This is a genomic window from Vibrio fortis (genome assembly GCF_024347475.1).
Taxonomy (GTDB): domain Bacteria; phylum Pseudomonadota; class Gammaproteobacteria; order Enterobacterales; family Vibrionaceae; genus Vibrio; species Vibrio fortis.
This window is the reverse complement of record NZ_AP025487.1, coordinates 1,745,466-1,771,591: the sequence shown is the minus strand read 5'-3', so window position 1 is coordinate 1,771,591 and position 26,126 is coordinate 1,745,466. Positions and strand designations below refer to the sequence as shown.

Genomic DNA, 26,126 nt, shown 5'->3' with positions numbered 1-26,126 from the left:
TGAGGCGCTTTTTAACAAATTCCGCTTGTAGGAAAGTGATTTTAAACCGTTAGTGGCGCAAGGTCAGCTGGACGGTAGTAAACCGACTTAAGTACTTTACCTTGGCGAATGGTTTTCTCTTCTGAAACGAAATCTTCAGCGCACTTTGCGATGATGTAATCACCTTTCTGTACAGCCATCAGCTTGATGTTTTGTTCAGCATAGAACGCTTCAGTTTCTGCGTACTCTTTCTCGTTACGACATACTTTGCTCATGTTGCTTGAGTGTACTTCATCCCAACATGGTAGGAAGTCAATCGCACGGTTCTTGGCGACGTTAAGCAACAAGTCAATCAGGTAGCTGATCGCTAGGTTATCTTCAACTTTGTCTTGGCCCATGTGGACTAAACGACCCATCAATACATAGACGCTGTCTACGATTGCATCGGCTTGTTCTGTTTTTGAATCTGCTTCTGCAAGTTCAGTCAGCTCTTCGATAGCTAAAGAGGTGTGAAGCGTATCGCCTTTGTCGTCCATAGTCTCTGGCGCTGCAACAGGCAGGTCGAAGGTACTACGGAATTCTTTGATGTCGCGATAAAGGTGATCGAAGATGGTTTGGTTTAGTTGAGAAAGGGTCATATTCCTATCCATTTGTATTTGGTAGGTCGGCATTTTAGCAAAGCTGGAACTAGCGCGCTATTCGTAACGCGCACTCTCTCGCTTATATTCTTCGTATCAATGTCTCTGATTGCTATTAAAATGTTTGAATATTAGTTGGTTTTCCTCTTTACTCGTGAAATATATAAAATGGTTAGATGAGTGCCGTCTACGAGCTTAGAGAATCGATTTATGAGTAGAGCCAGTGAGAGCGAAGTTGTTATTCGACGCTTATATCAAATTACCAATGACTACAAAAAAGGGTTTGATGTACAGATTGTGCAGCTTTTGGAAATGGGCTTGCAACGATTTGAGCTGGATATTGGTATTCTCTCTAAAGTAGATGGGAGTAATTACACTGTTCAGCATTGTGTCACTCCAGAAGATGTAACGCTTAAACAGGGCGACTCTTTTGATTATCGCGCGACGTATTGTGAGATTACTTGTCGCTCAAGCGGTCCTATATCAATCGAGCATTGCGGTGAGCATGACGTACACGCCCGCCATCCTGCTTATCAAGCTTTCGGTTTAGAGTCATATATCGGTATTCCAATTCATGTGGATAATGAAATCTATGGCACCTTAAACTTTTCGAGCCCGACACCTTACTATCGTAAATTCAAAGAGATAGATATCGACGTGATGAAGCTGATGGCTTCTTGGATCGAGGTGGAGTTAGTTAGACGAGCTCAAGAACAACGCCTGCAGCAATTAAATGAAAAACTCGAATATCAAGCGCTTTACGATCCGTTGACAGGGTTGCCTAATCGCCGCTGCTTGTTTAAAAAACTCAATGCTGAGGTAGCTAAGCTCAGAGAGGGAGAGGGGATTGGCAGTCTTGCCGTTATTGATATCGACCACTTTAAAAAAGTAAATGATAAGTATGGCCATCAGATTGGTGATGATGTTCTTAAAAAAATTGCCAAGGTGTTAAAAGAGAATACCCATGGACACGGAATTGCGGCTCGATTTGGTGGTGAAGAGTTTATTGTTTGTTACCCTCAGTCGACACCTGAGTATGCCGAGAGTCGGATGACACAATTACTGCAGGCCGTAAAGAACATCACGTTAGACAGAGAGCCTGTAACGATATCCGCTGGTGTTTGTCATTTTCAGTTATCAAACCAAGACGAACAGATTAATAAAATGTCGACATTAGATAACTTGATTAAAGTCGCCGATGAGTGTTTGTATCTCGCCAAAGAAAATGGACGAGACCAATACGTGTCTCGCCCTTATATTATGAATCCGCAGAAGGTTAGTATTAGTTAGCACCAAACAGATAAGGAAACAGTTTGCGTCGCTCTTCTGGTGTCAATGATTCAACGCGTGCGATGTTAGTATCTGGAATTGCTTCTGGGTTTGGATAGTGCTTCAACACCTTTTCCATGCTTTCTTCACGTATCAAATGATACACAGGGTAAGGAGAGCGGTTAGTTAAGTTCTCATCATCTTCTGGATCGGCACCACCAAAACAATAATCGGGGTGGAATGTCGCCACTTGATAGATACCTTCCCAATCTTGCTGTTTGATCAGTGCTTCGACCCAATCGATAAACATGTTGTAGTCAAAGAAATCTTGCAGCATGTTAGGTACGACAACTAGCGTCGTTTCTAGCTCTTCAGGTGGAGTATTATCGAGTTCGACAAAGTGGGTCATGATGTCTTCTAGCAACATTTCTTCAGTTGTCGCTTCACTGACAAATATTTTAATTTGTTTGTTTCGCTGAGGCTTCGCGGCAAAAGGACAAAGGTTTAATCCAATGACTACATCGTTCAGCCATTGTTGAACTTGATCGTGAATGATCTGTAACTCGTTTGAAGATGGGTTTGACATGACTTATTCCGAATAATTTTTGCGTAGCATAACAAAATCACTCGCAATCAAAACCCTAAATTATTTTTATGTCGATAATCAGCGTTTAATGCTCATCAAACATTCGCCTCTGTCATCGCTGGTTTAGTACCTTGATGCTGGTGCAGTTGATAGAGCCAGATAAAAATCAAACCGTATAACAGCGATCCACCGGCCATCACACCGTTCCAACCGAAATGCTGCCAACAGTACAGAAGTAAGAACCCTCCTAGGCTTCCCCCGATATAATAGTGAACCAAATAAAGCGCCGTAGCGGTTGCTTTTGCTTTTGTGGCTTTCTGACTCACCCAAGCGTATGCCAGTGTGTGGGCGAAGAAAGCACCGAAGCTTATCAACAATAGACCTGCAATCATGAAAGGAATCTGTTCCACTGCCGAGATAAGCATTCCAAGCAGACTGATTCCAGCGCCGAGCGCTATACCCGCGAGCGGATCAAATCTTTGTGTCCAACGACTAGAGAATTTCGAACTGATGGTGCCTGCTAGATAACAAAGGAAGATAAAAGACGCCACACTAACGGCTAGCGAATGAGGCTCTGCCACGAGTCGGAAACCCATTACCGAATACAAGTTAACAAAGAGCGCGAAGTTTGCGCCACCGATGAGCATTGCGGTCCACAAAATCGGGTTTCTTAGGTGAGTGATCACCGCTCGGTTATGGTGAAAGAACAGACCTTTTTGGGGTTTGAATCCTTTTTGATTTGGTAGTTTCCAAGCGATATATAAAGCACCAATGAATGAGCTGACGACAAAGAAGATGATCGCTGACTGCCAATTGTAATAGTCGGTAATCAGTCCACCGAGTACACGACCAAAGATTCCTCCTAACGAGTTAGCGGCAATATAGCCTCCAATTGCGATAGCAAAGGCTTTGGGTGTCAACTCTTCAACCATGTACGCAACAGCAACTCCGGCAAAAGCAGCGACGGCTATTCCCATGATAGCTCGTGCTGCAACTAACTCCCACAACGTCGTGGTGTACACCATAGATAGCCCAACTAATGGAATCAAAAATAGGCTAAGTAAAATGATGGGCTTACGGCCAAAGGTTTCTGATGCAATTGCCCATGGAACAAGGCTGAATGATAAACCCAATGTTGTAGCAGCAAACAACCAGTTCACCTGGGTTTCGCTGACTGAAAAGACTTCAGCCATGTGTGGAAGAATAGGTTGGAACACGTAGAGGTTACAAAAAATAATAAACGAGCCAATCGCCAGTGAACGGGTGATGTTTCTGTACTGTGGCGTGCCTGCGTCAAACATGAGGTGAACCTTGTATTATTATTTACCAACTTGTGAACAAAGTAGCAACTCACCCTTGATAAAAGAAATATATTAAAAATATCACCTCAATATAATTTTTATATCATCATGCTTGAGTCTAAATCACTTCGTCATTTTATTTCCGTTGCCGATCATGGAAACTTTACCCAAGCGGCTAAGTCACTTCATATCGCGCAACCCGCACTCAGTATTTCAATAAAGAAACTTGAGCAAACACTTGAGCTCACGCTGTTTCGTCGTGGTGAAAAACAGGTCACTTTAACGGAAGAGGGTAAAGTGCTTTATGAGCATGCCAAACGCATTGGCCAACAGTTCGAAGATGCTCAATTGGCAATGAATGAATTAAAAGGTTTGGAAAAAGGAGAGGTTCGGTTAGGCGCCCCAAGTATGATGGGCAGCTATTTCTTTCCGAGAGTTGTTATGGCGTTTAAAAGCCAGTTCCCCAACCTCAAAATTACCTTGATCGACGCTGGCACCGCTTCTATTCGAGAAATGCTCCTGAATGGCGAACTCGATATCGGTGTGGTTAATCATGACAATGTTCCTGAAGACTTAGAAACAGACCACCTTTTAGCATCAGAAATGCTGGCTGTTGTCGGCAAAGACCATCCTTTTGCCAAGCAGAAAAGTCTGACTTTTGAGCAGTTCTTTGAGCAAGACTTGATCATGTTTAAGTCTGGCTACTTTCATCGTGACTTCATTGATCAAATGCGCATAAAGCACGACCTTGATATGAGTATCGCCTTTGAGACCAACCTACTACCGATGATTCTCTCCATAGTTAAACAAGAGTTTGCGATTACCGCGTTGCTGAGTTTGGTGACTGAATATGAATCAGATGTTGTGGGCATTCCATTCAGTGAACCGGTAAAGCTTAACCTGTCGCTAGCGTGGAGAAAAGAAGGGTATTTGTCGAGGGCCGATAAAACGTTCATTGAATTCGTTAAACGCTATGTTTAGTTAATAGTTTCGTCAATAACTTGTCATCGGGAACAACAGATGATTTGAGTTGAATTTGTTGAGTAGTTAACTTTTTGATAATTACTGACTGAAAATCACATAAATCCCGCAATTAAAATGAGGTATCGATCGCCTTAGAGCTTGATTTTGTGAAATAAATAGAAATTGAAGTTTACTTTCAGTATTGGTTACGTATAATTCAAATTGTTGACGGTACAGCATACTTATATTATGAAATGTAAATGTAAAGAACAGCAAGTTGTAAGAGTACACAGAACTTTGTTTGATAAGGTTTTAGGGATTAAAGCGAAGTACAAGTGCGTAAAATGTAACGCGATCTTTAAAATCAAAGGCTAGTTTGACTCTATAACTTTTATTTTCGTGTGACTTACACGACAAAGCCCGCATTATGTGCGGGCTTTTTTATGGGGCAATCTAAACCGACAGGAGTTTAGTTGTAGTTGGCGTTATACATTTTATCGAAGTTTTTCTGATTCCATCCAACCATGATCTGATCGCCAATCTTAAGTACTGGGATTGAGCGAGCACCCATTGCTTGTAATTCCTTACGGCCACGTTGCATTTTTGCGTTAGTTAGGCGGTAGGTAATGTTCTTTGAATCTAAGTAGCGCTGAGCGTCTTTACAGTGAGGGCATTTATCCGCTACGTACAATACAACACGTTTCATTTAGGTTCTCTCTTGATGGTTCTAGGCAAAGTGTAGCGAATCTGGGGTGATTAGAAAAGTGTGATCAGTTACACTACACGGCTTTGGTTTGTGTCCTCTCTAAAGAGCTCTTTTAAGGCGTAGCTTCATGCACTCATCACTACGTTATATTCAAGGTTATCCGCAACACATTATTGAACCCGTGACCAAATTGGTTGAGTCTGGCCGATTGATAAAGTGGTTCGAATCTCGGTACCCAGAAAACCACACGATTAAGAGCGAGAAAGCGCTATTTGATTACGCGATGGCAATCAAAAATCGCTACATGAAGAAGACACCGCCGATCAGTAAAGTGGTGTACGACAGTAAGATCCACTTAATCAATAATGCACTGGGTTTACATTCGTATGTGGCAAAAAACCATGGTGGTAAAATCAAATCTAAGAATGAGATTCGTATTGCCAGTGTATTTAAGAATGCCCCAGAGCCTTTATTAAGAATGCTCGTGATTCATGAACTCGCACATATTAAAGAGAAAGAGCACGACAAAGCCTTTTATCAACTATGTTGTCACATGGAACCTGAGTATCACCAGCTAGAGTTAGATGCTCGCTTGTTTATGATCTATTTAGACTTAAAGAAATAATCGATGAATCAAAAACCGAAACGCAGCTTTGCCTCTGAAAGCCGTAATGTGAAGAAAAAAGCGTCAGCCACCGTTTCTGACGGTAAAAAGCCTGTCTCTAAAGGTAAAATAAACACGTCATCAAAGAAGCGTGCTACGTCTAACAAGCCAAGTAAGAGCAACAAGAGTTCAAATCAAGCTACAGGAAAGAAACCACAAGTTAAAAGTGGTTTACACCCGCGCAACCAACACCGTGGTCGATATGACTTTCATGCTCTGGTGAAAGCCTTGCCAGAACTGAAAAGCCAATTGATCAAAAATCCTGTGGGTGAATCGACCATTAATTTTTCTGACCCGCTGTCAGTGAAGCTATTGAATAAGGCGTTGCTTGCTCATCACTACGGAGTTCAGCACTGGGATATACCTGCTGGCTACCTATGTCCACCAATTCCTGGGCGCGCTGATTACATTCATCGAGTTGCCGATTTGCTAAATAGCGAGAGTCAAGGTAAGCCTTACCAACATGACAAGGTCAAAGCTCTTGATATTGGCGTAGGCGCGAACTGTATCTACCCAATCATAGGAACGACGGAATACGGATGGCGTTACAACGCAAGTGACGTGGATCCGGTTTCGGTTAAAGCAGCGAATTTCATAGCTGAAAGCAACCATAACTTGAAAAGTAAGATTCACTGTCGACTGCAACATGACTCAACAGCTTTCTTTAAAGGGATAATTAAAGAAAATGAACGTTACGACGTCACAACGTGTAACCCGCCATTTCACAGCTCATTAGAAGAAGCACAGAAGGGGACTCAACGAAAACTGGATAATCTTGCTGCCAACCGAGCAAAGAAGCAGGGTAATCTCGACAATAAAGCTTCGCGTCCGAGTGCAATGGCGAATAAGCAAAGTAAGCCTGATCTTAACTTCGGTGGTCAAAAAGCGGAGTTATGGTGTCCTGGAGGCGAAGCAAAATTTATTACTGGTTTAGCCAAGGAGAGTGTGGAATTTGCCACTCAAGTTTTGTGGTTCACGACTTTGATCTCTAAGAAGGAAAACGTTGCGGTGTTAAAGAGCCAACTGGCCAAACTTAATGTGAAGCAAGTTAAAGTCGTTGAGATGGCTCAAGGACAGAAAATCAGTCGCTTCGTTGCGTGGAGCTTTATGGATAAACAGCAGCGTCAGACTTGGATTTCTCTTAAATAACCATAATAAGGTGTTAGGCACGCCGAAGTAGAGATCGACATTAAACAAGTCGAGACAGTTATTAAAGCCGATGGTTGAATGGTTTCAATCATCGGCTTTTTTAATTACTATTCTCTAACTTCTATTAAGTTTCTTTCATTTCATCAAGCATGGATTGGTATTTATCGCGTAGGGCTTCGTTACCTGACTTCGATTCCAACTCAACTAAGATCTGAAGAGAGGGGATTTGATATCCATATCGCTGGTGGAACTTAAACAAACGTAATCTTGCGTCACGATACTCATCTTGTGACACCTCAATCTTTGTTAATTGGAGGATCGATTTAATACGGTTTGGATCATGGTCGAGGGCACGCGTGAAGTAATATTTTGCTCTATCACTATCGCCAGATTTCAGTGCGCAAAACCCTGCGTTTTCGTAACTTGCAGAAACCAAATAGTAGAAAGGCTGATTGATCGCCTGATTAAAATAACGGTCGGCTTGTTCATAGTCGCCCTGCTTACAGAGAAAGGTGCCATAGTTATTAAGGACGTTACCGTTATTAGAATCTAGTCTTAATGCGGACTTATATTGTTTTCTTGCCTCATCGGTTTCTCCAACGGTTTCATAATAATGAGCCATAGAGAGGCGAGCTCGGTAGTAGCGGGGAGCGTGCTGGATCGCCAGTTCGAGGTTCTCTCGCGCCCGCACCATATTCTCTTGTTCCATATAACCTAGCCCAAGTGCGATTCTCGATTCAGACATTGAAATAGGATCCGCTTCCACTCTCTGTGGCTCTCCTTCTGTGACTGATACACAACCACTGAGTGCAACAAACAGCAAGACTGATGATGGCTTGATTAACTTGGGTGAGGGCATTGCGAAACTCCTTTTAGCTACCAGAACATGATATGAGAACTCGAACCATGGATTGGTAAAAAGGGGAGGTAATGCGATCCACTCACCATAAAAAGCCGTTTGTTATCAACTCTAAAGCGAGTAGTGACAAACGGCTCTAGTGAACTTATCTGTTTTAAAGGTCAACTTGGGTGAATCAGTCGTCCTTGGTGAAGTTTTCTTCGCTGAAATGTTCCAAGTCGTATGGTGTTTGTTGATAAACACAATAGTTTAGCCAATTTGAAAATAGCAGGTGACCGTGACTACGCCAACTCGCAACGGGCTTGTTGTCAGGGTTGTTGTTCGGGTAGTAGTTGATCGGAATGACTGGCTCCATACCTTCTCCAAGATCGCGAACGTATTCATTGTGGAGTGTATGAGCGTCATATTCTGGGTGGCCAGTGACAAATACATTTCGCTTGTCTTTGGTAGCCGCCAAGTACACGCCTGCAACATCCGACGTCGCTAGAATATCGAGATCCGTATGTTCGGATAGATATTCAGGTGAAAAATCTGCATAGCGAGAGTGTGGAGCTAAGAAGGTGTCGTCAAAGCCTCGCAAGATTGGATGGTATGGCTTATGAATCTCGTGATGATAAACGCCAGATAACTTCTCTTTTCGTGTGCGCTTTGGTAGATCGTAAAGCAGTTTCAAGCCAGCTTGAGCCGCCCAACAAACGTAAAGGGTTGAGGTAACGTGCTTGTTTGCCCACTCCATGATGGTTTTTAGATGGTCCCAGTAGATAACATCCTCAAACTGAACCAAACCTAGTGGTGCACCAGTGATGATCAGTCCATCAAAGTTGCGGTTTTTTACCATCTCAAACTGACGATAAAAGTTATCAAGGTGCTCAGTGGGTGTGTTTTTACTAGGTCTGTCATCAATGCGCAGTAGCTCTACATCTACCTGTAGCGGACTGTTTGACAGTAGGCGTAAGAATTGAGTCTCAGTTTCAATTTTCTTCGGCATTAGGTTGAGGATCAAGACTCGAAGTGGACGAATTTCCTGTGTCGATGCTCTTGATAGCGGCATAACGAAGATGTTTTCTTCTCGAAGAACATCGCTCGCTGGCAATTGGTCTGGAATGCGAATAGGCACTGCTTTCTCCCTAAGCTAGATATTTAGACGTCTATACTTCTGAATCTATAATATATTGTGACGCTTGTCGACATACAAAACGCACCTTTGTAAATATTTCGTTATCGAATCTGCAGAGTCTCGCCGCAGTTTAGCGCGGTTAAATAAGTGGTGTTGCGAAAGTGCATGAGCACAATTGAGTCTTTGCTGCTTAAAGTAGCGCTTAATGATCTAGGTTTATGATTATGACTTCAGATACGTTAACATTCTGCTTTCACGTAATTTTTGGTTGTGGGTGAGTGCGAGGTTGAAACTTATATTAATACGAGGCTTGCCTGGTTCTGGCAAATCGACCAGAGCAAGATCTCTGGATGCTTTTCATGTTGAAGCCGATATGTACTTCGTGAACAGTGACGGTGATTACTGTTTCGACCCGGCGTTACTCCCTAAAGCGCATGAGTGGTGTCAAAATCGTGCGGAAGATGCCTTAAAACAGGGAAATGATGTGGTGGTATCCAACACGTTTGTTAAACGATGGGAAATGAAGGCGTACCGAAACATGGCACGCAGGCATGGTGCTGAACTAGTGATTGAAGTATGCCGTGAACAGTATGGCAACATTCACGGTGTGCCAGAGTCTGTTGTAAAGCGCATGAAGAAAGAGTGGCAAGAATAATAAAAGCACTAACATCGGATTCGAGTATCCAAAATGTCTTGTTTTAATAATACATCCAAAGAAATTAGTTAAAGGTTAAATGATCAATGGCAAAACGTTCTGTGGTCGTGGATATGATGTCTTATGGTATCTACTCAACTTGGGATTCAAAATCTAAAGACCTACCTAAGATTCAGGAATTTACTCATCGAGTAGAAGCGGAGATCGATGTTGAGTTTGGTTACATCATCAACATCAAAAAGGCCAAAGGAGAAAAGATTCGTTACTGCATCTATCACCCAAATATCACCACGGATAAAGGAGAGGTACTTGAGCCTTTTGACGGTGAAGAATACGTCGGCAGCAACGATTGGGATTTCTATCTAGGCGACACTATTTGGGCGCCTATCGACAATAAGATCGGAAAGTGGAGAATGACGGTCGAGCTTAAAGGAAGAGTGATTGCTGATAAGACTTTTGATTTAGTTGCGAAAGACGAAGGCCAATTTTGGAAAAGACGAGGGTTCTAAACCGTCGTCGAGGTTCTCCCAATTCTGTTACACAACAAAGCCAAGCCGTCACGCTTGGCTTTGTTGATCTTGGTCGAGCGTTAAATTTAATCTCAATAAGATACGTTTGTTTTTGATGTTAATGTATTGATTTTGTTCGCTTAATTATCTCATTGATATAAAAAAGTCTCTTTCTTTCTATAAATAATAGAGACCCTTGAAAGCAATATGGATACTACACCTTCACCAAGATAGGGCGGCCAAGCCTTATGAATGTCATTTTTTGGGTGAAGTTATGATAACGATAGATACAGCACTGTTAGGATCACTGTCGATCGGCACTCTTCGGTCGGTAGAGCATTCTTCCAAGGGTAGTCACAAAGCAAATAAAACGGCTAAGAATATATTCACTGCAATCTCTGCCAATGATAACCAACCGATCACCATTGATGAAGCTCTAAGATTACGTGATAAAACATGTTTTATTTGTGATGACTGCGGTCACAGATTAAGAGCACATAAACGTTCAAAAAATGGGGCGAATGCACACTTTGAACATTTTATAAAGAACCCATTCTGTAAATATTGATAATATTATCAGAGGCCGATTTAGGGCTAGAAATCAAACCAAGAAAGGAAAGTTAATGTTGTATGTACTTGTTATAGCTATTGCTATAGCGGTCTGTGTCTTTGTCGCCAATTCAAAGAGTAGAATCAAAGCAGCGCAGCTTAAAGATTCATACCTAAAGAGCTATATGACCAATGAAGAGCTTTTTAGTCAGAATGATTTTTTAAGTGTTATCTTCACTCAGCTAGAGAAGGGGAATCAAGTAGCCGCTAAAGATATCAAAGAAGCGTTTGACGTTATGGCAAGAATGGAAGCGTCATCCCAAAAAACTTAGCAATCTTCTCGTGTCACCTCTTTATTTTCATTGCCCTGTCAGTGGCTTGCTTAGCACTGACAAATATTATTGATTCAATTGTCAATATCTCCCGCGAAATTCGCTCTCCTAATCTAAACTTAGTCTAATACCATGATCCAACGTCACCTCCTGATAATTAAAAGGTGGTGGTTGAATCGTGTCTTTTGTATTTGGCTGAGGGGAGTCGAAAGTTCAATTTATTCAAAAACGAGTGAATGAGGTACGGAAGATGAATAATAAAGTAGGATTAGCGGCTGCGGCGACAGTGGTACTTGGGCTTGCTGGCTGTGGAGGCGGGTCAGACTCGTCAACAGCGACGACACCGGTAACGTTTAGTGTTTCTGATGCCCCAGTTGATGATGTACAAGATGTCGTTGTGACGTTTGACAAAGTCGCATTACTACCCCAAAACGGAAGTGAGCCGTTAGTGTATGACGTTTATTTGATGGACGAAGAGGGTAACCCAATTGATGAAAATGGTGATCCTATCTTGGACGGAGACGATCCACTTCCATTAAGCGTTAATTTATTAGATTACCAAGGCAGTGATTCACTTGCTCTGATTTCTGGTGAAGTAGTGCCAGTCGGTAGCTACAAGTTGTGCGTATTTGCAAGAGATGGCGATCATGACGAGTATCCTTCTTACGTTACAGAGGACAATAGCACGGTACGAGAGCTGACTGTTAAAGGCGATGGAGCGTGTCCTCAAGGTGTTGGGAAAGAACCCAATACCGGTGTTTTGTATTTCAATAACTCGTTTAATGTTAATCAGCAAACCAATGACTTTACGATTGAGTTTGATTTGAGAAGAGGCTTGAAGAACACATCTGCTTATCCAAACTATACGATTCAACGCACCTCAATCTCTTTGATCAACAATGCAGAAACTGGCCACATCGAGGGTGAAGTTCTAGCCGCGACGAATGACGCGTGTCAAAGTGGTGAAGCGGGGGTTCAAGCGGTTTATCTGTATGAGGGAGATGTTGCGCAAGACGACATGGCACCTGTAGGCGGAACCGATGAAGTAAAACCGATTACCACTGCCCTTGTTCAAGATGTTGAAAACTCGTCTGATTTTTCATTCTCATTAGGTTATTTAGACCCAGGTATGTATACGCTTGGCTACACTTGTAATGCTCAACTCGATACGGGTGATGAAGAAATGGTTGTGCCTGATGAGTTCAGCATCCACAGTATTCAATCAGGAGTGATTGTAAACGCGAATGAAACCAGCAATGTGACTTTCTAATTTGCTTTGAATAGATAAAAAAGCCGACCTACTTTATTGAGGTCGGCTTTTTATTGTGAGGTTAAGAGACTGATTAGCCTTGAGTGACGTAAGTCATTACAAACTCGGTAATTGAAACCATGTCTTTAACGGCGATGTATTCTTCAGTTGTATGAACTTTCGCCATACCAGTTGAAAGATTCACTGTAGTTAAACCCTTGGCGTTGAAATTGTTTGCATCACTACCGCCGCCAGTACCTTTGGTTGCTGCGGTAACACCGAGTTTTTCAAATGCCGATTTGATTGATAGGATGTGTGGGTGATCGTCAGCAATGACAAATGCGTCGTACGCGCGAGTAGACTCGATTTCCACTTCTGCACCGAACTGCTTAGCACTCTCTTCGAATGTAGAGATCATGTGGTTAACTTGGTTAGTCAGTTTTTCACCATTCAACGAACGGGCTTCAGCAACAACCGTTAGCTCAGGCATTACGATGTTAGTCGCTTGTCCACCTTCAACAATACCAACGTTAGCCGTTGTTTCTTCGTCGATGCGTAGCAAGTTCATCTTAGTGATAGCATCTGCCGCGACTTGAATCGCACTAATGCCTTCTTCTGGTGCTAGGCCTGCGTGGGCTGGGCGACCTTTAATCTTAGCCACAATCTTTTGTTGACCAGGAGCCGCATTAACGATGGTGCCAATCGGGCCACCTGTGTCTAGCACAATGGCATTGTCTGATTGGATATAAGACATATCGAAGTTCAATGACCCGAACAGGCCACCTTCTTCATAAACAGTGAATGCGATTTCAATGGTTTGGTGTTCGCGACCTTCAGCTTGAATGCAACGCACCGCTTCGATGATCGCTGCGATACCAGATTTGTCATCGCCACCTAAGATAGTATTGCCTTTCGAACGAATGATGCCGTCTTCGATGACTGGTTCGATGCCAATTCCAGGTGTTACCGTATCCATGTGGCAGCTAAACACGGTGCTACCTTCTAGCGAGCCTTCTAGGCGTGCGTAAATATTGAAACCATTAGAGACTTCTTCAGGTACAGGCAATTTGTGAACAGTAAAGCCAAGCTCACCGAGTTGCTCTGCTAGCGTTTCAGCAATTGCTTTTTCGTTACGTGATTCGCTATCGATTCTTACTAGGTCGCAAAAGTGCTCAACTAGACGTTGCTCATTAACTTGGGTCATTTTTAACTCTCATTATGATGACCACTTTTTCGTCTGAAATAGTGGTCTGTAGGAACAGGAAATTCAATATAACGCCAACTACACGGTACAATGTCTGAGTTAAATCAAGAAAATGCTCTGAATCTTCTAGATTTCTAAAAATTCTAGGCTCGAATCTATGAGGGTTATGATTGTAAGAGGGTTGCTATCACCTTGGTGAATTATCAACGGCCAGTGAATTGCAATGTGCATGACGCTCACACCTAAAAGTCGCTCTACATTCTTGGTTACGTTTTTTGTATTTGGTGGTTGATGACCTCGATGGTGGTATTCAAGAGGCGCTACCAGAATTGTAGCAGTTCAAAGGGGGCGTCGAGTTCAAGAAGGGGAGGGAGTGATAGCAAACCTTACTTGGAGGAAATAAAGTTTGCTGTCAGTTGAAGCCAAAGCCGTTTGACTATTTAGCGATACCTTGCAGCAGTTCAACCAGTTCCGTTTCAGTAGACGGTTCTTTTGCAAGTTCAAAGACTGCTGAAGCACCGCCTTTCAACATGTAAGCACGAGTACTGCAATGGTCATAATGGAACCATTTTCCATCGACACACACATCGGTATAACATCTCGGGTCTTGTTTTAGTTCCATATTGTCTTCCTTAACATTTGTGTAACTAATTTTAAGTTAGTTGATTACATATAATGCTAATTTGATCTAAATCAATACTGAGGCGTTTTTCTGTATGGGAATTGTTCAGAACGTGTTCTATATACCGTATTTAGCTTGATAAATGAGTAATAGAGACGTGTTCAGGGCTGTAAAACTGATGCTTTTTCTTGCCTATAACGGCGTTTATACATACGCTAACGGTTCTAGTTCCTAGTTAAGCAATGGCAAAATGACGAATATTTTTATTGTTGTAGTTCTTCTGGTTGTGTTCTTTTACTTCATACAAAAATATGTGGTTAAACATGATGATACGAAAGATCATGCTTACCAAAAGAAAGGGGCATTACTGAACATGCAGCAAGCAGCCTTTTATAATGCGCTGAAATCCGCTGTGGGGAATCATGGGGCAGTTTTTGCTAAAGTGAGCATGACAACTGTGTTGGCTCCAGCCAAGTCAAACTCAAAAAAGAATTGGTTTATTGCCAATAATAAAATCTCTCGTAGTTATTTCGACTTTGTTGTTTGTGACCCACGAACGCTAGAGCCGCGAGTCATCATTGAATTAGACAATGGCAAGGAACTCAACAAAGGTAAAGTGGACCGAGAAAAGCTGCTCATCCATGTGTGTAAGTCTGCGGGTTTGCCTTTAATCGGTGCCTCGATTAAACACAGTTATCAAGTGAGCCGTTTAAAAAGATTGCTTGCTGCACACATAGACCTGATTGAACCTTCTAAAGAGGTGCGCTTTTGTAAGAAGTGCGGCTCACCAATGATTATTAAGCTTGCGAGCCAAGGTGAACACAAAGGTCGTCGGTTCTTCACATGCAGTCGTCAACCTAACTGCACTTATACCGAAAACTACAATGTCGTATTTGAATCTGACGAAGAGTAACCGTTTCTAAATTTTGTTTCCTCTATTTGGGAAGGTGCACCTTCCCAATAATTGTTAAACCTCACCTCATAATCAAAAATCTATTCCCTCTCTTTTCTTTAATCTTACATATAGTGTGGATTAGCTTTTCCTTTATTTTTATGAAATAAATTCATAATGGTAATGAAAATTTATCAATTTAATATTTAAATCATTCTGATATTTAACGTTAAAAATTCGCTTCCTAGCTCTATTGATCTATAGAGTCAATAATTACAATTGTCTGCGTTTGTAAGCGCATGTAAGGGTGGATAAACTTAAGTAAAATCGATTGATTGCATGATTGTTTTTGTAAATAATATTTTCAAACAAAATAAAAATAATAAAACGTCTAGTTGAAAAATATAACTAGGAGAAGTATGAAAAATTGCAACCACAAATCGACAGTTCGAATACATCGGACAAATATAGACAAACTACTGCTTATTAAGAAAAAGTACCGATGTAATATTTGTAATAAGATTATCAAAATTAGATAGGATAAAAGCACGCTACACGTTATTAACAAATGTTAATAATATGAAATAGTCTTTAATTATTATAATAAGCTCACTGTTCGAGCGTTTCTGCAACTCGCTCAGTAAAACAAAAACAACAACGTCTCGGCATTTAAGGGTAGTCAATTCTACCCTTTTTTTTACTCACTACTTAAGGAGACTTTCGCTAAGAGACTGAACAACAGTTTTGACCAAAAGCATGAAGCCGTCATGTCTGGGTCACTGAATAAACGAACAGAAGCATACGTATTTTAAAATTAACCTAAATGCTTAACTTTTATTCAAACAAACACCCGCTAGCCATCGAAAAAATAAAATAACGAGAAATTCGGTATGAACACAACAACAAGTGCAGATGCATTGTTTAAAGACAGCTACTTATTGGGCGCAATGAAGCTGATCTATAACTACAAAAATAATGATAAAGAGCGAAACTTCGAATCGATGTATCGCCTGGTTCATAATCAACAACTTCTCACCATTTCTAATGAGTGTGATAAAATACGAAAGATCGGAGAGATTTTAGATAAGTACAAACCAACCTCAGAAATGGTTGTCGCTTTCTATATTATCAGCATAGAGAGGCCATCGGTGTACTTTATGTTCATTGATAAGCTGATAAATAGAAGGTGGACACATGCATCCGACCCAATCGTACACTTAGACAGGCTACTGTCTTCGATTCCTAGCTCAGACCGACTAGGAAGATTTAACCTCATCGTCGGAATCATTACGCTGTTTAACTACTATGATCGTGGACAAAAAATGCAGTCTTTGGTTCTCACAACGCCAAAAGAATATACGCTTCCAAGAATAAAAAATAGTCTGGGCTAATTTTGGATAGAGAGAGTTTTATTATTTGCTTGGCTATTGTGTTTAGTCTAATGGGGATTTACCTAATAGAGTTAGGCTAGCATAGGCCAATCAATGGAAAGGATATAAGTACACACTAAGTCAAAGCACTCTATACGGAGTGCTTTGTGTTTAGGGCTTGTGAGTGTGACCTAACTCAATAAAACCACAAGCTTAAGTCTAAAAAAGCAACGCTTTGTTGATATAAAGAGCAAACAGTTGATTTCAAGCAAATTTATACTTGCACCAATTCATCTCTGTCGTTAATATCTTTCTCGTTCTTAAGGAATGGGTCCGTAGCTCAGTTGGTTAGAGTACTACCTTGACATGGTAGGGGTCGGCGATTCGAGTTCGCCCGGACCCACCATACCTTAAGTTGTTTCTTGTCAAAACAACCGCTTTAGTCACACGAGACTGAATCAAGCAAAAGAACACAAAATTTGGGTCCGTAGCTCAGTTGGTTAGAGTACTACCTTGACATGGTAGGGGTCGGCGATTCGAGTTCGCCCGGACCCACCAAATTTTCATACCTCGGTATGGCGAAAAGCCCGCAGTTATGCGGGCTTTTTTGTGTCTGAAAATCAATCCTAAGCAAACTCTTTCGCCACATCCGACAAGGTGTCAACAATGACATCAATGTGCTCTTTTTCGATGATAAGCGGAGGGGAGAGGGCGATAGTATTGCCCATACTGCGAACCATAACGCCTTTGTCATAGCAGCGCTTAAGAATATCGAAGCCAATCGGTTTGCCATGAGATGCATCTGCGAACTGTACCGCACCGATTAAACCATAGTTTCGGATATCGACAATGTTTCCCGTACCTTTGAGTGAGTGAAGCCCTTGCTCGAAATACTGTCCGATCTCTCCTTTTGATCGGGTAAGCAATCCTTCTTTTTCATAGATATCGAGAGTCGCTAGCCCAGCTGCACACGCGACAGGGTGCCCGGAGTAGGTGTAACCGTGGAAAAATTCGACGGTGCCTTCTGGAGCACTATTTACCACAGTATTGTAGATGTGCTCACTCGAGAAAACCGCGCCTAATGGGACAACGCCACTACTAATTCCTTTTGCAGAAGTGATGAGATCAGGGACTACGTCAAACTCCTCGGCTGCAAATGAAGAACCTAAACGGCCCCAACCTGTAATCACCTCATCAAAAATCAAGACTACATCATGACGCGTACAAATCTCTCGTAGACGGCGTAAGTAGCCTTTCGGTGGAAGAATCACGCCACCAGCTCCAGATATAGGTTCGACAATAACCGCAGCAATGGAGTCGGCACCATGAAACTGTATTAGACGCTCAAGTTGCTCGGCTTTTTCAACGCCATGTTCTGGTATACCTCGGCTAAACGCATTGCGCTCGATATCAAGAGTATGGTCGAGGTGGTCAGTCGAGAGCAATGGTCCGAAACCCTTACGATTAGGTGTTAATCCACCCACAGAAATACCACCAAAGTTAACCCCGTGGTAGCCGAGTTCGCGCCCAATGAGTTTGAATTTGCCAGTGTTGCCCTTAGCTTGTTGATAGGCCAAGGCAATTTTGAGGGCACTTTCAACGGCTTCAGAGCCTGAATTGGTAAAGAAAACCTTATTCAAACCAGGAGGTGTGTGCTTGATAAGACGCTCTGCGAACTCAAAACCAATGTCATGCCCGAAATTGAACGGTGAGCTGTAGTCTAGCTCCGCGACCTGTTTTGCCATCGCTTCGCCTATCGAGTTACGACCGTGGCCTGCATTCACGCACCAAAGACCCGCTGTCGCGTCGAGCAGTTTAACGTTTCTATCCGAATAGCAATACATGCCTTCAGCACGATTAATGATACGAGGATTAGCTTTAAAGTCGCGATTTGCAGTGAACGGCATCCAGAATGCGTCGTAGTTTACTTTTTTTTCCATGGTCGACATGCTCTGTGTTTGAAAATGTAACGAGAATGTTATCCACGGTTTTGGGGCGATAAAATCATCCCGAATAAATATAAAGTTTTACCGTCATCAAACTTTAGTCGTGTTCTTGGTCGCGCAATGTTCCTTGCAAGAAACTAACGAATGCCTTGGCGGCAGTCGAAAGATAATGGCTCGACTTCCAACCTATTCCAAGTTGTAAAGGGATAGGGGGATCAAAGGGGACGGCTTTGAGTTGCGGATCGTTGGCGACCAAAATAGGCAAACAGGTGCCAATTCCGATATCCCTTCGCACCATGGATTTGAGTAGCTCTGGTAGATTGGTTTCAAAGTGAATATTAGGTTGAACCTTATTTTGCTGACAGTAGCTGTTGATTGTTTCACGCAGGAAATAGCCATTTTTGAATAATACTAATGGCTGAAGACAAAACTCTTCCAAAGTAATGCTCTCTCTTGATGCAAACTCATGACTGTTTGGCACGAGGGCGGTAATTTGGTCTTGTGCGAGAAGCGTATGACGAATCTGTTCGTGTTCTCGATCGCCTCTTATCAGCGCCAAGTCGAGCTCACCATTAACCAGCATCTGCGCCAATGTCGCTGTTCCGGCTTCGTGTACATTAATTTGAATTCCTGGATAAGCCTTTTTAAACTGTTCCAGTGCGTCAGGCAGGTAGTAAGAAGCCAGCATGGCAGGAGCACCAAAATTAATCACTCCACTAGCGAGTCCTTTCAATTCTTGCAGCTCTTTTTCTGCTTGTTCAACGTCCTCCAAGATAATTTTGGTGTGACGAAGTAGCACTTGTCCTTCTGCGGTCAGGCTCATTTGTCGCTCGGTTCGGTTAATGAGTTTGAGCTCCAGTTGCTGTTCAAGTTTCTTAATACTGGTACTCAGCGCTGACTGCGCGATCCCAAGTTGATCAGCGGCTTTGGTGAAATTTCCTGTCTTCGCCAATTGGCTGAAATAGTAGAGACGTTTCAAATCCATTTTTATTGCCATCTATTTTGTATATGAAAACTATATCTACCATATATTGTTAATATGATCTCGCTGTCGTTATAGTTTTGTTAACTCAGGGCGTGGCTGATATTTGACGCTCAACATCGGCCAGCAATTCAAACATTAAACAACAAAACATAATGAAAAAGTCGCCCAGCGGCTCAGTCAAAAGGAAGTGAAACAATGAATATCGCGACGGTTTTTAGTGAAAACGTACAAGAGAAAAGTGGATTTATCATCTCGCAACATCCAGAAAACCCACGTCTACAAGTAGTGACACTGGCGAAAGCAACGCTAGATAAGTTTTCTGAATTCACCCAAGAGTACAATCTTCAATCTCTTGAATATAAACCCTTTCTTCGTTTTGCTGTGGCCGACGCTCTTGATAATGCGTGTGACTATCAGCTAGGTAAATTTCTTGTGGCGACAATGGAAGACAGAGAAACGGGCGCTTTTCTGTTAGAACCCGACGCGGAAGCGAAAGCGGCCTTTGACGACAGTGACGAACAACGAGATTTCTTTGTGATTCTGTCGACAGCGATTTCCCATTTGATCGGCATTCCTAACTTCGATGCCATGTATGGGAAGTACTACGCGCGTTTCACTGTGAAGAATGATGACAACAGTGACAGCTATTTGCGCCAAGCACATCGACGTATGGAGCTTCATAATGATGGTACTTACGTTCAAGAGCGAACCGATTTCGTGTTGATGATGAAGATGGACGAAAAGAACATGCAAATGGGCGACTCCTTATTATTGCATGTTGATGATTGGGATGACTTGGAGCGCTTTTATCATCACCCTATGGCGAAGCAAGACATTGTTTGGGGCGCACCGCCGAGCAAGAATGTTGGTTACACAGTAGAGCACCCAGTGTTCTTTGAAGAGGACAAAAATGGCAAGCCTCATATGCTATTTATCGACCAATTCGCTCAGCCTCAAAACATGCAGCAAGGCCTCTACCTTCACCAGATGAGTGAATCTCTAGAAAGTGATACCAACTGTTTTAATGTCCGTGTCAACGTCGGTAGCATGCTGGTGGTGCAAAATCATTGTTGGCTGCATGGCCGAGATAAATTTGTTGCAGACCCGGGTCTTAAGCGCGAGTTACTGCGTCAACGTGGGCATTTTACTCGCTAATTTTCATTAATGATGACCAATAAGCGACTTGAACGACAGTAAAGTTTTAAGTCGCTTAACTATAATAAAAACAGAGAAAGTAGATAAAAACGAAGAGAGTGAAGGAGCACCAACTTTGGAAAAAGTGTATGACTACATCGTAGTCGGCGGTGGCATCGTCGGAGTATCGACCGCTTGGCAGTTACAAAGCCGTTTCCCAGATAAATCGATTCTGTTGATCGAGAAAGAATCGGGCTTTTCACACCACCAAACAGGCCATAACAGCGGCGTCATTCATGCTGGCGTTTATTACGCGCCGGGTAGCTTGAAGGCAGAGTTCTGCAAAGCCGGTGTGGAAGCAACGACGACATTTTGTGAGAAGCATGATATCCCTGTTGAAAACTGCGGCAAATTGCTGGTTGCAACCTCTCAGCAAGAAGTCGAACGTATGCATGCGTTGTATTTGCGTTGTCATGAAAACGGTTTAGACGTTGAACTGATCGATGAGCTGGAATTAAAGCGCCGTGAACCGAACATTGTCGGCTTGGGCGCGATAGCAGTATCTACGACTAGTATTGTTAACTATCGCCTTGTGACAGAAAAAATGGCCGAAGAGTTTGTGTCGGCTGGTGGCACGGTGTCATTAAATACCGAAGTGAATGGGTTGAATGAATCGCCAGAACGCATCCTCGTAGCAGCGAACACCAATCAACAAACGGTATCTTATGCTGGTAACTTTTTGGTGGTTTGTTCAGGTCTTATGGCTGACCGTCTAACACGTATGATGGGCATTGAAACCGATTTCCAGATCGTTCCTTATCGCGGTGAATACTATCGATTACCAGAAAAGTACAACGATATTGTGAATCACCTGATATACCCAATTCCAGATCCGGATTTACCGTTCTTGGGAGTACATCTGACTCGAATGATTGATGGCTCGGTTACGGTAGGTCCAAACGCGGTTCAGGGCTGGAAACGAGAAGGGTACGGAAAAATCAATTTTAGCGTTCGCGACGTTCTGGATATGGTTCGTTTCCCTGGATTTTGGAGAGTGACTGCAAAACACTTAAAGACGGGGTTGATTGAGACTAAGAACTCGTGGTGGAAGCCCGGCTATTTGAAACTGGTGAACAAATATTGCCCTCAGATAAAGGTAGAAGATCTGGAACCATATCCTGCGGGTATTCGCGCTCAAGCGGTACTTAAAGACGGCACATTAGTGCATGATTTTTTGTTTGCTGAAAGCGAGCGAAGCCTGCATGTGTGTAATGCACCGTCTCCTGCAGCAACATCGGCAATACCGATTGGCGGTTATATCTGCGATAAGATTGTTGAAAAACAGAACATTGAGATAAGTACAGATTCGCGCGCACAACAAGATAATAAAACAGTGTCAGAAGTGGCTTAAGTCGAACTAAGAGTGAAACTCGTCATGTTCGTATCAATAAAAATGCCTGTGAAGCAATGCTCAGGCATTTTCATTTCTCATTACACAGCTAACTCAGTAGCCTGCTTACGATAGTAGTCGCGCATGGTTTTGGTGAACAGCGCTCGTACTTTATTAATCCCAGAGGTCTTCTTGGTGATCGCCATGATCTCTAAATGATAGTAACGGCGGTCGGGTGCGATAGTGACAAGCTCACCAGAATCGACATAAGGCTGCGCATAGTGCTCAGGTAAGTAGCCAATAAAGCGAGAAGAGAGTAACAACGCCATTCTTGACTCATAGTTATAGGCTGTAGCTTTTAAATTCATATTGGCTAAGTGCCCGTTAATGCGCTCCTGAGTTTTAATCCCGGCATAGACCACAGGAAACCCGTCAATAACCTCGTCGGTCAGCTCATGATCATCAAGTTGTGCGAGTGGGTTATTATTGCTGGCATAGAGGTAACAGATGTCCGTATAGATATGCTCATATTCAAGCCCATCAAGTGCTCTGTGATAAGGGATGAAGCCGATATCTGCTTCTTCTTGCATTACCATCCTTTCAATCTCGGTCATTCTGGCTACTTCAGCTGTTAGGTAGACCTCTTGTGCCAGTTTAGAGAACTTACGAATCACGGTGGGAATGCTAGCGCGTTTATCTAAGCTGATCGTATCGCTAAACAGCACAGTCAAACTTCCAGATAATTGAATATCTAAATGGTTGATTGTATTTCGAAAGTCTTCCAGTTCTCCCAATAACTTAACCGTCGCTTCATAGACAACAACGCCTTCTTCCGTTAGTGCGAAGCCTGCGCGGCCACGTCTACACAGAATGAGGTTGAGTCGAGATTCTAGGTTAGAGATATGGATACTGATCGTTGAACGACTGATGTTGAGTTCCGTTTCTGCAGCAGAAAAGCCACCGCAGTCAGCGACAACCTTAAATATTTTCAACTGCTTTATTTCGTAGTCACCAATTTGACCGACAGGCGAAGGATTCTTTGTCATTGTTTTAGGCTCATAAAACTTCATGTTTAAAGGGGAACATTTATCCCGATTAAGTGTTTGTTATTATTTTGTTATGTAAGTGAGTGATTATGCGTGAAATAAATTCAAGAATCTTTGAAGTTGTAGGGATTTATAAAATTAGGGAGCGAAGTGATGAAGCAATTAGATTTAGTAGTATCTCAATGCCTGATTAACGGCGAATGGGTGGAGTCGATCAGCGGCAAACAGTTTGAGGTTGTAAACCCAGCGACCGGAGACGTAATAACGCATGTGCCAGACATGGGACAACAAGAAGCGACAACAGCCGTGTTAGCCGCCCATGATGCGTTTATGGATTGGAAAAAAACAACCGCAAAGTATCGAGCGGGCTTATTGAGAAAGTGGTTTGATTTGATTGTTGAGAACGCTGATTCATTAGCAAAATTACTGACCTCAGAGCAAGGTAAACCTTACAAAGAGGCATACGGCGAAGTGATGTACGGTGCTTCTTTTCTCGAGTGGTTTGGAGAGGAAGCAAAACGTGTCTATGGTGACATTATTCCATCGGCTAACCCCAACACTCGTTATCTGACAATCAAACAACCGATAGGTGTCGTGACAGCCGTAACGCCTTGGAATTTTCCTATCGCGATGATCGCTCGCAAAGTAGGACCAGCACTGGCCGCAGGTTGTACCGTGGTGGTTAAGCCGGGAGAAGATACGCCATTATGCACGCTTGCAATGGCAAAACTTGCAGAACAGGCAGGTATCCCCAAGGGTGTGCTCAACATAGTAACAACATCGGAGCCCGCAAGCGTGGGAGAAGTGCTTTGCCAGCATCCACTGGTTCGCAAAATCTCGTTTACTGGTTCAACTCCGGTTGGCAAACATATACTTCGTCAAGCGGCAGATACGGTGAAAAAAGTCTCCCTTGAGCTGGGTGGCAATGCGCCGTTTATTGTTTTTGAAGACGCAGACATCGAGAAAGCCGTCCAAGGCGCGTTGATATCAAAATATCGAAACGCAGGACAAACCTGTGTATGTACCAATCGCTTGTATATTCATGAATCGGTTTATGACCAATTTGTTGAGCTCTATGTACAAGCCGTGCGTGGGCTAGCGATTGGAGATGGCCTCATTAATGGTACAGATATAGGACCTTTAATTAATCAAAAGGCCATTGATAAGGTGCATGGTTTAGTCGAAAGAGCGATTGAACAAGGGGCAACGCTTGTCTTAGGTGGCGGAGTCTCTGAGGTGGGCAAGCAGTTCTATAAACCGACAATCTTAACTAACGTGACTGAAGAGATGGAGATTGCGCACCAGGAGTTATTTGGTCCTGTGTCGACGATTTTCCGCTTCCAAGACGAAGATGATGTTATCCAACGAGCCAATGACACACCTTATGGTCTCGCTGCGTATTTCTATACGCAAAATCAGAGCCGAGTGTGGCGCGTTAGCGAAGCCCTTGAGTACGGAATTATAGGCACCAATGAGGGAATTATTTCAACAGAAGTGGCTCCGTTTGGTGGAGTTAAGGAGTCGGGGAGTGGTCGTGAAGGCTCAAAGTATGGGATTGATGATTACTTGGAGATCAAATATTTATGCCAAGGTATTTAAGAGTCAGTTAGTTACATCAGACTATCTTGTTTAAAACATGCCTTTTATCTTATTGCAGTATCGAGAAATTGATTTGGATACTTCGCATAGAGCAGCACTTAATGTGCTGCTTTTTTCGTTCTCAATCTCAGAAATTATCGGAATGCTTGCTAAGTGTTTTTGCATAGTCAGTTATTAAAACTGCAAAGGTTTGAGATTTATAAAACTTTAGGTGGATAAATATGAATTTAACAAATGTAAATGAATTGTAATCATTGTTCACAAGGTGACAACCAGGAAATGAAGCGTCACTTAGCACTGTTTTGGAGTAACTAGAACAGCGAGATTACATCAAGGAGATTATTCATGTTTAAAACCCTAGGCAAACTACGCAAACGAAGTGTAACGAAACTTGTTGCTGGATATGCATTGGCGATTTCTAGTACTTTTTTTACGGCGTCTCAGGCTTTTGCGGCGGAGCATAACTGGCGATTTGTGAACCTATACTCTCGCGGTACCGCTTATGGTGAAGTGTATAAGAGCTTTGCAGAAAACATTGAAACCATGTCTAACGGGCGTATTGCCGTTCAAGTGATGTATGCCGGAGAAGGCGTCGGTCAGACGGGCGTGCTGGGTTCAGTTAAATCTGGTTTGATGACCATGGGTGCACCTTTCCAACCAATGCATGCAGGCGAATTCCCTGCTGGTGTTGTTGAAGTGGGTTTGCCAGGTATGACAGACGATGTGGGCGAGCTTAGTGCGCTGTTCCATGAGAAAGGTTGGGGCGAGGTACTTGAAGAAGCATACGACAAACAGAACTTAGTGTGGCTGGAACCTTATATCCAACTGCCAGTTTATGTATTGACCAAAGAGCCGATTAACTCTGTTGAAGACTTTAAAGGCCTTAAGATCCGTGCACCAGGCGCATACGGCAAATTCCTACGCAATCTAGGTGCTTCTCCAGCTTCACTATCTTGGAGCGAAATCTATACCAGCCTTGCTACTGGTGTTATTGACGGCTCGATCGGTAGCAACCTAATTGACCACCGCGACGGTAATCACGTTGAAGTTGCGAAGTACATGTACCGTTTACCAATTGCGGGCGCTCAAGCACTGCCAATTGTTGTTAACAAAAGCGCATGGAATAAATTACCTGAAGATCTTCAAGCCATTGTTCGAGCGGCGAGCTCGGTTCACGCTCGTGAGCAGATGACTAAATCTCGCTTGTGGGAGTCTCAAGCGATTGCCGACATGGAATCGAAAGGGATGAAGTGGAGCCCAGAACCAAGTGTTGAAGACATTTCTAAATGGAACGGTGCAGCAGGTTCTTTATGGAGCGAATATGCTGACGCTGATAAATACAGCCAACGCTTGATCAAAATTGTACAAAACAACGAATAAAAATTTGGCTTATCACTGATTTCAGTTCATAGG

25 protein-coding genes and 2 tRNA genes are annotated in these 26,126 nt (G+C 42.8%); 16 read left to right on the top strand and 11 right to left on the bottom strand.

Annotated elements, in window-relative coordinates; all coding sequences use genetic code 11:
* Nucleotides 1-41: 41 nt before the first annotated feature.
* Nucleotides 42-617, bottom strand: coding sequence for a nucleoside triphosphate pyrophosphohydrolase family protein (locus tag OCV50_RS07625; protein ID WP_032548874.1), 576 nt, complete (start codon nucleotides 615-617; stop codon nucleotides 42-44).
* 210 nt (nucleotides 618-827) lie between these two features.
* Between OCV50_RS07625 and OCV50_RS07620 the strand changes: the two genes are divergently transcribed.
* Nucleotides 828-1,907 carry a sensor domain-containing diguanylate cyclase gene (locus OCV50_RS07620; RefSeq protein ID WP_261902658.1) on the top strand — a complete coding sequence of 360 codons (1,080 nt, stop codon included), beginning with the start codon at nucleotides 828-830 and terminating at the stop codon, nucleotides 1,905-1,907.
* Here the strand turns inward: OCV50_RS07620 and OCV50_RS07615 are convergent.
* Both OCV50_RS07615 and OCV50_RS07610 read right to left on the bottom strand, forming a co-directional pair.
* Nucleotides 1,900-2,472 (bottom strand): DUF1415 domain-containing protein, encoded by a 573-nt coding sequence (locus tag OCV50_RS07615; RefSeq protein WP_261902657.1) that lies wholly within the window; start codon nucleotides 2,470-2,472, stop codon nucleotides 1,900-1,902. The genes OCV50_RS07620 and OCV50_RS07615 overlap by 8 nt on opposite strands.
* Before the next feature lie 95 nt (nucleotides 2,473-2,567).
* Nucleotides 2,568-3,773, bottom strand: coding sequence for an MFS transporter (locus OCV50_RS07610; RefSeq protein ID WP_261902656.1), 1,206 nt, complete (start codon nucleotides 3,771-3,773; stop codon nucleotides 2,568-2,570).
* Nucleotides 3,774-3,881: 108 nt separating this feature from the next.
* Between OCV50_RS07610 and OCV50_RS07605 the strand changes: the two genes are divergently transcribed.
* Nucleotides 3,882-4,754: a LysR family transcriptional regulator gene (locus OCV50_RS07605; protein ID WP_261902655.1), complete on the top strand. Its 873-nt coding sequence runs from the start codon at nucleotides 3,882-3,884 to the stop codon at nucleotides 4,752-4,754.
* A 451-nt stretch (nucleotides 4,755-5,205) separates the two neighbouring features.
* Here the strand turns inward: OCV50_RS07605 and OCV50_RS07600 are convergent, their stop codons facing one another.
* Nucleotides 5,206-5,442 carry a glutaredoxin family protein gene (locus OCV50_RS07600; RefSeq protein ID WP_032549688.1) on the bottom strand — a complete coding sequence of 79 codons (237 nt, stop codon included), beginning with the start codon at nucleotides 5,440-5,442 and terminating at the stop codon, nucleotides 5,206-5,208.
* Nucleotides 5,443-5,569: 127 nt separating this feature from the next.
* Here OCV50_RS07600 and OCV50_RS07595 point away from each other — a divergent pair, with 127 nt between their 5' ends.
* Both OCV50_RS07595 and rlmF read left to right on the top strand, forming a co-directional pair.
* The gene (locus OCV50_RS07595) at nucleotides 5,570-6,067 is read left to right on the top strand and encodes a YgjP-like metallopeptidase domain-containing protein (RefSeq protein WP_261902654.1); all 498 of its coding nucleotides are present in this window, start codon (nucleotides 5,570-5,572) and stop codon (nucleotides 6,065-6,067) included.
* Between the two features lie 3 nt (nucleotides 6,068-6,070).
* Nucleotides 6,071-7,255, top strand: a complete 1,185-nt coding sequence (gene rlmF, locus OCV50_RS07590; protein ID WP_261902653.1) for a 23S rRNA (adenine(1618)-N(6))-methyltransferase RlmF — start codon at nucleotides 6,071-6,073, stop codon at nucleotides 7,253-7,255.
* 124 nt (nucleotides 7,256-7,379) lie between these two features.
* Here rlmF and pilW read toward each other — a convergent pair whose 3' ends face one another.
* Both pilW and metA read right to left on the bottom strand, forming a co-directional pair.
* The gene (pilW, locus tag OCV50_RS07585) at nucleotides 7,380-8,114 is read right to left on the bottom strand and encodes a type IV pilus biogenesis/stability protein PilW (protein ID WP_261902652.1); all 735 of its coding nucleotides are present in this window, start codon (nucleotides 8,112-8,114) and stop codon (nucleotides 7,380-7,382) included.
* A 175-nt stretch (nucleotides 8,115-8,289) separates the two neighbouring features.
* Nucleotides 8,290-9,231, bottom strand: a complete 942-nt coding sequence (gene metA, locus OCV50_RS07580) for a homoserine O-acetyltransferase MetA (RefSeq protein WP_239842005.1) — start codon at nucleotides 9,229-9,231, stop codon at nucleotides 8,290-8,292.
* Nucleotides 9,232-9,517: 286 nt separating this feature from the next.
* On the opposite strand from metA, the gene OCV50_RS07575 reads away from it, so the two are divergent.
* The 4 genes from OCV50_RS07575 (at nucleotide 9,518) to OCV50_RS07560 (ending at nucleotide 12,546) form a co-directional block, all read left to right on the top strand.
* Entirely contained in the window at nucleotides 9,518-9,886 is a 369-nt protein-coding gene (locus OCV50_RS07575) for an ATP-binding protein (RefSeq protein WP_261902651.1), read from the top strand.
* 86 nt (nucleotides 9,887-9,972) lie between these two features.
* Nucleotides 9,973-10,395: a DUF3859 domain-containing protein gene (locus tag OCV50_RS07570; protein WP_261902650.1), complete on the top strand. Its 423-nt coding sequence runs from the start codon at nucleotides 9,973-9,975 to the stop codon at nucleotides 10,393-10,395.
* Nucleotides 10,396-11,018: 623 nt separating this feature from the next.
* The gene (locus tag OCV50_RS07565) at nucleotides 11,019-11,276 is read left to right on the top strand and encodes a hypothetical protein (RefSeq protein ID WP_239842002.1); all 258 of its coding nucleotides are present in this window, start codon (nucleotides 11,019-11,021) and stop codon (nucleotides 11,274-11,276) included.
* Nucleotides 11,277-11,526: 250 nt separating this feature from the next.
* Nucleotides 11,527-12,546 (top strand): DUF4382 domain-containing protein, encoded by a 1,020-nt coding sequence (locus OCV50_RS07560; RefSeq protein ID WP_261902649.1) that lies wholly within the window; start codon nucleotides 11,527-11,529, stop codon nucleotides 12,544-12,546.
* A 73-nt stretch (nucleotides 12,547-12,619) separates the two neighbouring features.
* Here the strand turns inward: OCV50_RS07560 and OCV50_RS07555 are convergent, their stop codons facing one another.
* Both OCV50_RS07555 and OCV50_RS07550 read right to left on the bottom strand, forming a co-directional pair.
* Complete coding sequence (locus OCV50_RS07555; protein ID WP_261902648.1) at nucleotides 12,620-13,729, bottom strand: M20/M25/M40 family metallo-hydrolase; 1,110 nt, start codon at nucleotides 13,727-13,729, stop codon at nucleotides 12,620-12,622.
* 436 nt (nucleotides 13,730-14,165) lie between these two features.
* Nucleotides 14,166-14,351 (bottom strand): hypothetical protein, encoded by a 186-nt coding sequence (locus OCV50_RS07550; protein ID WP_239841999.1) that lies wholly within the window; start codon nucleotides 14,349-14,351, stop codon nucleotides 14,166-14,168.
* 250 nt (nucleotides 14,352-14,601) lie between these two features.
* Between OCV50_RS07550 and OCV50_RS07545 the strand changes: the two genes are divergently transcribed.
* From OCV50_RS07545 to OCV50_RS07530, 4 genes are all read left to right on the top strand, one after another.
* Nucleotides 14,602-15,264 carry a DUF2726 domain-containing protein gene (locus OCV50_RS07545; RefSeq protein ID WP_239841998.1) on the top strand — a complete coding sequence of 221 codons (663 nt, stop codon included), beginning with the start codon at nucleotides 14,602-14,604 and terminating at the stop codon, nucleotides 15,262-15,264.
* 869 nt (nucleotides 15,265-16,133) lie between these two features.
* Complete coding sequence (locus OCV50_RS07540; RefSeq protein ID WP_261902647.1) at nucleotides 16,134-16,634, top strand: hypothetical protein; 501 nt, start codon at nucleotides 16,134-16,136, stop codon at nucleotides 16,632-16,634.
* A 308-nt stretch (nucleotides 16,635-16,942) separates the two neighbouring features.
* A tRNA-Val gene (locus OCV50_RS07535) sits at nucleotides 16,943-17,019 on the top strand.
* A gap of 75 nt (nucleotides 17,020-17,094) precedes the next feature.
* A tRNA-Val gene (locus OCV50_RS07530) sits at nucleotides 17,095-17,171 on the top strand.
* 68 nt (nucleotides 17,172-17,239) lie between these two features.
* Here the strand turns inward: OCV50_RS07530 and OCV50_RS07525 are convergent.
* The gene (locus OCV50_RS07525; protein ID WP_261902646.1) at nucleotides 17,240-18,553 is read right to left on the bottom strand and encodes an aspartate aminotransferase family protein; all 1,314 of its coding nucleotides are present in this window, start codon (nucleotides 18,551-18,553) and stop codon (nucleotides 17,240-17,242) included.
* A gap of 103 nt (nucleotides 18,554-18,656) precedes the next feature.
* A complete protein-coding gene (locus OCV50_RS07520; RefSeq protein ID WP_261902645.1) occupies nucleotides 18,657-19,544 on the bottom strand; it encodes a LysR family transcriptional regulator in 888 nt (295 codons plus the stop codon).
* Nucleotides 19,545-19,739: 195 nt separating this feature from the next.
* Here OCV50_RS07520 and glaH point away from each other — a divergent pair, with 195 nt between their 5' ends.
* Together glaH and lhgO are read left to right on the top strand one after the other, a co-directional pair.
* Nucleotides 19,740-20,699, top strand: a complete 960-nt coding sequence (glaH, locus tag OCV50_RS07515) for a glutarate dioxygenase GlaH (protein ID WP_261902644.1) — start codon at nucleotides 19,740-19,742, stop codon at nucleotides 20,697-20,699.
* Nucleotides 20,700-20,814: 115 nt separating this feature from the next.
* A complete protein-coding gene (gene lhgO, locus OCV50_RS07510; RefSeq protein ID WP_261902643.1) occupies nucleotides 20,815-22,089 on the top strand; it encodes an L-2-hydroxyglutarate oxidase in 1,275 nt (424 codons plus the stop codon).
* A gap of 80 nt (nucleotides 22,090-22,169) precedes the next feature.
* Here lhgO and OCV50_RS07505 read toward each other — a convergent pair whose 3' ends face one another.
* Nucleotides 22,170-23,114, bottom strand: a complete 945-nt coding sequence (locus OCV50_RS07505; protein WP_261902642.1) for a LysR family transcriptional regulator — start codon at nucleotides 23,112-23,114, stop codon at nucleotides 22,170-22,172.
* A gap of 153 nt (nucleotides 23,115-23,267) precedes the next feature.
* Here OCV50_RS07505 and OCV50_RS07500 point away from each other — a divergent pair, with 153 nt between their 5' ends.
* Both OCV50_RS07500 and OCV50_RS07495 read left to right on the top strand, forming a co-directional pair.
* The gene (locus OCV50_RS07500; RefSeq protein WP_261902641.1) at nucleotides 23,268-24,713 is read left to right on the top strand and encodes an NAD-dependent succinate-semialdehyde dehydrogenase; all 1,446 of its coding nucleotides are present in this window, start codon (nucleotides 23,268-23,270) and stop codon (nucleotides 24,711-24,713) included.
* A 345-nt stretch (nucleotides 24,714-25,058) separates the two neighbouring features.
* Nucleotides 25,059-26,093, top strand: a complete 1,035-nt coding sequence (locus OCV50_RS07495) for a TRAP transporter substrate-binding protein (protein ID WP_261902640.1) — start codon at nucleotides 25,059-25,061, stop codon at nucleotides 26,091-26,093.
* The last annotated feature ends 33 nt before the right edge of the window (nucleotides 26,094-26,126 follow it).